The sequence below is a fragment of the Streptomyces sp. NPDC059852 genome, assembly GCF_042731455.1.
Classification (GTDB): domain Bacteria; phylum Actinomycetota; class Actinomycetes; order Streptomycetales; family Streptomycetaceae; genus Streptomyces.
In genome coordinates this window covers 77,464-84,795 of the sequence record NZ_JBHWJK010000030.1, presented here as the reverse complement: position 1 = coordinate 84,795, position 7,332 = coordinate 77,464, and the positions used below count along the sequence as shown (strand labels likewise).

The window sequence follows — 7,332 nt, the reverse complement described above, 5'->3', positions numbered from 1 at the left end:
ACATAAAAAAACAAAAAATCGTCCCGCGACGCCGCGGGCGCTATATAGTACACCTCACCGGGGTGAAGTCCCTCGCGCCGATGAACTCCGGCCGCCTGACCGGAGCCGCGAACGGCTCCACGGCGGCGTTCTCCACGCTGTTGAACACGATGAACACGTTGCTGCGCGGGAACGGCGTGATGTTGTCGCCGGAGCCGTGCATGCAGTTGCAGTCGAACCAGGTCGCCGAACCGGCCTTGCCCGTGAAGAGCTTGATGCCGTACTCGGACGCCATCTTGGTCAGCGCCTCGTCGGACGGCGTGCCCGCGTCCTGCATCTGGAGCGACTTCTTGTAGTTGTCCTTCGGCGTCTCTCCCGCACACCCGAGGAAGGTCTTGTGGGAGCCGGGCATGATCATCAGCCCGCCGTTGGTGTCGTGGTTCTCCGTCAGCGCGATCGAGACCGAGATGGTGCGCATGTTCGGCAGGCCGTCCTCGGCGTGCCAGGTCTCGAAGTCGGAGTGCCAGTAGAAGCCGCTGGCCCCGAAGCCGGGCTTGACGTTGATCCGCGACTGGTGGACGTAGACGTCCGAGCCGAGGATCTGCCGGGCCCGGCCGACGACCCGCTCGTCGCGCACGAGGTTCGCGAACACCTCGCTGATCCTGTGCACCTCGAAGACGGACCGGATCTCCTTGGACTTCGGCTCCACGATGGAGCGCTCGTCCGCGCGGATCTCCGGGTCGTTCACCAGGCGCTCCAGCTCGCGCTGGTAGACGGCGACCTCGTCCGGGCCGATCAGCTGGTCGATGGCGAGGAAGCCGTCGCGGTCCAGGGCCTGCAGATCAGTGGCCGAGACCGGGCCGGGCGTGTCGGGGGAGCCCCAGACGACGGGGTCCTGCCGCGGGGTCGCCACCTCGGTGGCACCGCGGGTCGGGTAGAGATCGGTGACGTGCGTGGTCGTGGTCACGGTGACTCACACCTCCTCGGTGAGCAGCGGGTAGACGCCGTTCTCGTCGTGGTCCTCCCGTCCGGTCACGGGCGGGTTGAACACGCAGATGCAGTGGAAGTCCTCCTTGACCTTGAGCGTGTGCCGCTCGTGGCCGTTGAGGAGGTACATGGTGCCGGGGGTGATGTGGTACGTCTCCCCGGTCTCGCGGTCGGTCAGCTCGGCATCGCCCTTGGTGCAGACCACGGCCTCGATGTGGTTGGCGTACCACATGTCGGTCGTCGTGCCCGCGTACAGGATCGTCTCGTGCACGGAGAAGCCGACCCCCTCCTTGGCGAGGACGATGCGCTTGCTCTCCCAGGTGCCGGACGCCGATTTCACGTGGCGGTCGGTGCCTTCGATCTCCTTGAACGAACGGACGATCACGGTGTTGCGATGCCTCCTAGGTGGTGGTGTTCTCTGCCGGGGACCGGTCAGGCGGTCTCGCGGACGGCGCGGGCGAGGACGCTCAGTCCCTCGTCCAGCTCCTCCGGGGTGATGGTGAGCGCGGGCAGCAGCTTCACGACCTCGCTCTCGGGGCCGGACGTCTCGATGAGCAGCCCGAGCTCGAAGGCGCGGCGGGCGACCCGTCCGGCGCGCTCCTTGTCGTGGAACTCCATGCCCCACACCAGGCCGCGGCCCCGGTACTCCTTGACCTCGGGCAGGTTCTCCTCGCAGATCGCGATCAAACCCTGCTCGACCTGCTCGCCGCGGGTGCGGGTCTGCTTCTCCATCGCCGAGCCGTCGGCCCAGTACGACTCCAGCGCCGCCGTCGCCGTGACGAAGGCGGGGTTGTTGCCGCGGAAGGTGCCGTTGTGCTCGCCGGGCTCCCAGATGTCCAGCTCGGGCTTGAACAGGCACAGCGACATGGGCAGGCCGTAGCCGCTGATGGACTTGGACACGGTGACGATGTCCGGGGTGATGCCCGCCTCCTCGAACGAGAAGAAGGCACCCGTGCGGCCGCAGCCCATCTGGATGTCGTCGACGATGAGCAGCATGTCCTGGCGCTCGCACAGCTCGGCGAGCGCGCGCAGCCACTCGGGGCGGGCCACGTTGATGCCGCCCTCGCCCTGCACGGTCTCCACGATCACGGCCGCGGGCTTGTTCAGGCCGGACCCCTGGTCCTCCAGGAGCCGCTCGAACCAGAGGAAGTCCTCGACCGTGCCGTCGAAGTAGTTGTCGAACGGCATGGGCGTGCCGTGGACCAGCGGGACGCCGGCGCCGGCGCGCTTGAAGGCGTTGCCGGTGACGGCCAGCGAGCCCAGCGACATGCCGTGGAAGGCGTTGGTGAAGGACACGATGGCCTCGCGGCCCTTGACCTTGCGGGCCAGCTTCAGGGCGGACTCGACGGCGTTGGTGCCCGTCGGGCCCGGGAACATGACCTTGTACGGCAGGTCGCGGGGCCGCAGCACCAGGTCCTGGAAGGTCTGCAGGAAGGCCCGCTTGGCGCTGGTGGACATGTCGAGCCCGTGCGTGACGCCGTCGCGCTCCAGGTAGTCGATCAGCGCCCGTTTCAGGACGGGGTTGTTGTGCCCGTAGTTCAGTGATCCGGCACCGGCGAAGAAGTCCAGATACTCGTGGCCGTCCTCGTCGTACATGCGGCTGCCGCGCGCACGGTCGAAGACAGTGGGCCAGCCGCGGCAGTAGCTGCGCACCTCGGACTCGACGGTCTCGAAGACGCTGAGGTCGGGCTGGGTGATGGTCACGACGAATCGCTCCTCGTGGGGGTGGGGGAGGGTTCAGAGGGAGAGGGGGCCGATGCGGTACAGCACTTCGGGCTCGTGCGGCCCGTCCGGGAACAGTCCCGCCGGGAACAGCACCTCGCGCTCCAGCGCGGCGCCGTGGCGCTCGGCGAAGGAGGCGAACAGGCGCTCGGAGGCCGTGTTGCCCGGGGTGATGGTGGTCTCGACGCTCGTGACGCCGTGCTCGCGGTGGACGCGTGCGGCGAGCTGGTCCAGCAGGGACGCGGCGAGTCCGCGTCCGCGGTGGGCGCCGTCCACGGCCACCTGCCAGACGAGCAGGGTGTGCGGACGCTCCGGCCGCACGTATCCGGTGACGAAGCCGACCGGTTCGCCGCGCTCGTCACGCGCGACGGCGGATGTGCCGGCGAAGTCCCGGCACCACAGCAGATAGCTGTACGACGAGTTCAGGTCGAGCGCCTCGGAGTCGCGGGCGATGCGCCACAGCGCGGCGCCGTCGGCTGTCGCCGGACGGTCGATTTGCAGGTCTGCTTGTGCGGCAGTCATGCAAATTGAATTTACCGAGAGAAATTGAAAAATGCATGGCCGGAAGGGGTTACGTGTACTGTCGGCCTGTGTTATCACGCGGGCGTGAGTGGAGGCGCTCAGGCGTAACGAATCGCCCTTTTTGCTAGGTTAATACCGGACAAAACGTCTGCGATGTGGAACGCGTCACAGCCATGTAACTTGCGTGGAATGTGGCCGGAACAACACATTCCGGGTTCACGGAATCTCCGCGTTTAGGAGCTGGAGAAGCGGGCAGAAGCTTAAGGAAAGCTGCACCTGATAAAGAATTACAGAATTACCTCTGAATTCATGCTGCAATGATGTCGTCGACGGCTCGCAGAGCCGCCTCCACATCCACCGTCAGCCCCTTCTCCGCCAGTGCGGCCCCCAGCGCCGCCAGGCTGCCGCGGACCGCGCCGGCCGTGGCGTCCTTGCCGTAGTGGTTGACCCGGATCATCTCCTTGGCCAGCGCCCCGCCCCCGGCCGCCAGCGGCAGCGCGGGGTCGGACGCCAGCGCGCGGGCCACGATCTCGGACGCCTCGACCCCGGACGGCGTCCGCAGCGTCGTCGCCACCGGAGCGGCGTCCCGGGCCTCGTGCACATACGGCTCCAGACCGCCGCCCAGCGCCACGGCCCCCGCCCGGGTGGCCAGCGCCGCCCCGCGGTGCCGCGCCATCACGACGTCCGGGCCGTCCGCCTCGATCCGCTCCACACACGCCTCCAGCGCCAGCATCTCCAGCTGGGCCGGCGCGTGCGGCAGCGCCCGGCGGCCGCCGTCGATCCAGCGCTCCTTCCAGTCCAGGAGCGACAGGTACGACCGGCGCGGAGCCCCGGGGTTCGCCGCCATCCGGGCCCACGCCCGTTCGCTCACGGACACCGCCGACACCCCGGCCGGACCGCCCATCGCCTTCTGCGCGCCGATCACGCAGAGATCCACGCCCCACGCGTCCGGCAGCACCGGCTCGGCGCCGATCGAGGCCACCGCGTCCAGATAGAACAGCGCCCCGTGCCTGCGCACCACCTCGCCGATCTCCGCGACCGGGTTGGTGTTGCCGGTCGCCGCCTCCGCGTGCACCAGGGAGACGAAGTCGACCTCCGGGTGCCTCTTCAGGGCGTCATGGATCTGCCGTGCCCTGACCGCCGTGTGGAACGGCACCACCACGTCGATCACCCGGGCGCCGCAGTCGCGCAGCCAGTCCCCGAAGGTCTGCCCGTACGGGCCGGTGATCACGTTCAGCGCGGTCGTGCCGGGCCCGGCCGTCCCCCGGATCGCCCCTTCCAGCGGCAGCAGCGCCTCACCCTGCATGATCACGACGTTCTGCGTGGTCCCGAGCAGCCGGGCCACACGGTCCTCGATCGCGGCGAAACGTGCGGCGCTCAGCGGGGCCAGATCCAGGAAGGGGTGGGTCACGGCGGAACTCTCTTCGCTCTCGGCGCTCCGGCTCTTCACTCCGAAGCCGACCCCATGAGCGTAATCCCGTCCCGTACGGGCACATCTACACCCTGGGCCCCAGGCGGGCCCGGCCGTGCCCGCTCCCCACTTCTCAGGTCGAACGGCCCTTGGACCATCGGTTTGGTTTGAGGACCTCAAACCTCTCCTTATAATCGGAACTCTCAGTTCCCCCACAGGAGGCTCCCCCGTGAAGACGACCTTCGGGCGCCGGACCCGCGTTCTGGCCGCCACCACCGCGACGGCCGGGCTGGTGCTCGTGGCCGGCTGCTCCTCCGACGACGGCGGCAGCGGCACCAAGACCGCGGCCGGTGGTGTCGAGCTCGTCAAGGCGGGCCAGCTCACCACCTGCACGCACCTGCCGTACCCGCCCTTCCAGTCCGAGATCGACGGCAAGGTCCAGGGCTTCGACGTCTCCCTCATCGACCTGGTCGCGGACGACCTCGGCGTGAAGCAGGCGATCCTCGACACGCCCTTCGAGAACTTCAAGACCGGCGCCTTCCTCAACTCCGGCGAATGCGACCTCGCGGCCGCCGGCATGACGATCACCGCCGAGCGCAAGAAGAACGTCGACTTCTCGGACCCGTACTTCGAGGCCACCCAGGCCGTCCTCGTCGACAAGAAGAGCGGCATCTCCTCCTTCGCCGACCTCAAGGGCAAGAAGGTCGGCGCCCAGGCCCAGACCACCGGCGAGGACTACGCCAAGAGCAAGGGCCTCGACCCGGTCTCCTTCGAGTCCTCCGACGCCGTCATCAACGGCCTGCGCACCGGCCAGGTCCAGGCCGTCGTCATCGACTACCCGGTCGTCCAGGGCTGGCTGAAGGACAAGGCCAACGCCGACGCCTTCCAGGTCGCCGAGCAGATCAACACCGGCGAGCAGTACGGCTTCACGGTGAAGAAGGGCAACACCAAGCTCCTCGCCGCGATCAACAAGGCGCTCGCCGAGGCCAAGGCCGACGGCACCTACAAGAAGCTGTACGAGAAGTGGATCGGCCCGTACGACGAGTCCGCCGCCTCTCCGTCGCCCGCCGCCTGACCCCGATGAGCGGCACAGACGTACCACTCCAGCCGAAGAAGAAGGGCCTGACCCGGCGGCAGAAGCGCAGCCTGTCGCGCGGCGTCCAGTACGTCGTCTTCGTCGCGGCCGTGATCGCCTTCGCGGTCGCGGCCGACTGGGACCGGCTGAAGAACCAGTTCGCGCAAGGTTCGATCGCCCGGGAGATGTTCCCGGAGGTCATCACCCTCGCGCTGAAGAACACCGTGCTCTACACCGTGTCCGGCTTCGTCGTCGGACTGGTCCTCGGCATGGTGATCGCGCTGATGCGGCTGTCGTCCGTGGGGCCCTACCGCTGGCTCGCCGGTGTCTACATCGAGATCTTCCGCGGCCTGCCCGCCCTGCTGATCTTCATCTTCATCGGCGTCGCCGTGCCGCTGGCCTTCCCCGGCACGGAGATCCCCGGCGGCACCTACGGCAAGGTCGCCCTCGCGCTCGGTCTGGTCGCCGCCGCCTACATGGCCGAGACGATCCGGGCCGGCATCCAGGCGGTGCCCAAGGGACAGATGGAGGCCGCCCGCTCGCTCGGCTTCTCGCCCGCCCGCGCGATGATCTCCATCATCATCCCGCAGGCGTTCCGGATCATCCTGCCGCCGCTCACCAACGAACTCGTCCTGCTGTTCAAGGACTCCTCGCTGGTGCTGTTCCTCGGGGTGACGCTGGAGGAGCGGGAGCTGTCCAAGTTCGGCCGCGACCTCGCCAGCCAGACCGCCAACTCCACACCGATCCTGGTGGCGGGCCTGTGCTACCTGTTGATCACGATTCCGCTCGGCTTCGTCGTCCGCCGTATGGAGGCCAAGGCCCAGGAGGCCGTCAAGTGAGTACCACGGCAGAGATCCAGGTCCGCGACCTGCACAAGTCCTTCGGCGACAACGAGGTGCTGCGCGGCATCGACCTGGAGATCCGGCAGGGCGAGGTCGTGTGCGTCATCGGCCCGTCCGGCTCGGGCAAGTCGACGCTGCTGCGCTGCGTGAACCTGCTCGAGGAGCCCACCAAGGGGCAGGTCTTCGTCGGCGGCGCCGAGCTCACCGACCCGGACGTCGACATCGACGCCGTACGCCGCCGGATCGGCATGGTCTTCCAGCAGTTCAACCTGTTCCCGCACCTCACGGTGACCGAGAACCTGACCCTGCCGCAGCGCCGGGTGCTCCGCCGCGGCAAGGAGGCCGCCGCCAAGGTCGCCGCCGAGAACCTGGCGCGGGTCGGCCTGGCCGAGAAGGCCGGCGCCTACCCCGCCAGCCTCTCCGGCGGCCAGCAGCAGCGGGTCGCCATCGCCCGCGCCCTCGCCATGGGACCGCAGGTCATGCTCTTCGACGAGCCGACGTCCGCGCTGGACCCCGAACTCGTCGGCGATGTGCTCGCCGTCATGCGCATGCTCGCGAACGAGGGCATGACGATGATGGTCGTCACCCACGAGATGACGTTCGCGCGCGAGGTCGCCGACCGGGTCGTGTTCATGGACGGCGGCGTGATCGTCGAGGACGGCACCCCCGACCAGGTCATCGGCAACCCCCGGCACGAACGCACCCGGCACTTCCTCTCCCGGCTCCTCGACCCGGCGATGGCCGACGTCGAGGAAGGCGTCCAGGACCAGGTGGGCAAGACCGAGTAGCCGCTC

At 68.4% G+C, this 7,332-nt stretch carries 8 protein-coding genes; 3 read left to right on the top strand and 5 right to left on the bottom strand.

Annotation, left to right across the window (positions count from 1 at the left end; all coding sequences use genetic code 11):
* Positions 1–40 precede the first annotated feature (40 nt).
* The 5 genes from thpD to ACFV46_RS29160 all read right to left on the bottom strand — a co-directional run bounded on the left by thpD (position 41) and on the right by ACFV46_RS29160 (position 4,621).
* A complete protein-coding gene (thpD, locus tag ACFV46_RS29180; RefSeq protein ID WP_385500445.1) occupies positions 41–946 on the bottom strand; it encodes an ectoine hydroxylase in 906 nt (301 codons plus the stop codon).
* Between the two features lie 6 nt (positions 947–952).
* A complete protein-coding gene (locus ACFV46_RS29175; RefSeq protein ID WP_361931140.1) occupies positions 953–1,351 on the bottom strand; it encodes an ectoine synthase in 399 nt (132 codons plus the stop codon).
* A gap of 47 nt (positions 1,352–1,398) precedes the next feature.
* Positions 1,399–2,670, bottom strand: a complete 1,272-nt coding sequence (gene ectB, locus ACFV46_RS29170) for a diaminobutyrate--2-oxoglutarate transaminase (protein ID WP_361931137.1) — start codon at positions 2,668–2,670, stop codon at positions 1,399–1,401.
* A gap of 33 nt (positions 2,671–2,703) precedes the next feature.
* On the bottom strand, positions 2,704–3,210 hold the full coding sequence (gene ectA / locus ACFV46_RS29165; RefSeq protein WP_385500444.1) for a diaminobutyrate acetyltransferase: 507 nt from the start codon (positions 3,208–3,210) through the stop codon (positions 2,704–2,706).
* A 307-nt stretch (positions 3,211–3,517) separates the two neighbouring features.
* Positions 3,518–4,621, bottom strand: a complete 1,104-nt coding sequence (locus tag ACFV46_RS29160) for a pyridoxal-phosphate-dependent aminotransferase family protein (RefSeq protein ID WP_376727922.1) — start codon at positions 4,619–4,621, stop codon at positions 3,518–3,520.
* Positions 4,622–4,850: 229 nt separating this feature from the next.
* Between ACFV46_RS29160 and ACFV46_RS29155 the strand changes: the two genes are divergently transcribed.
* Genes ACFV46_RS29155 through ACFV46_RS29145 form a run of 3 tightly spaced genes read left to right on the top strand, consistent with a single transcriptional unit; the run spans position 4,851 to position 7,326 of the window.
* Positions 4,851–5,696 carry a basic amino acid ABC transporter substrate-binding protein gene (locus ACFV46_RS29155; RefSeq protein ID WP_361931129.1) on the top strand — a complete coding sequence of 282 codons (846 nt, stop codon included), beginning with the start codon at positions 4,851–4,853 and terminating at the stop codon, positions 5,694–5,696.
* 5 nt (positions 5,697–5,701) lie between these two features.
* Positions 5,702–6,535, top strand: coding sequence for an amino acid ABC transporter permease (locus ACFV46_RS29150; protein WP_361931126.1), 834 nt, complete (start codon positions 5,702–5,704; stop codon positions 6,533–6,535).
* Positions 6,532–7,326, top strand: coding sequence for an amino acid ABC transporter ATP-binding protein (locus ACFV46_RS29145; protein ID WP_361931123.1), 795 nt, complete (start codon positions 6,532–6,534; stop codon positions 7,324–7,326). The genes ACFV46_RS29150 and ACFV46_RS29145 overlap by 4 nt, the downstream gene beginning before the upstream one ends.
* The last annotated feature ends 6 nt before the right edge of the window (positions 7,327–7,332 follow it).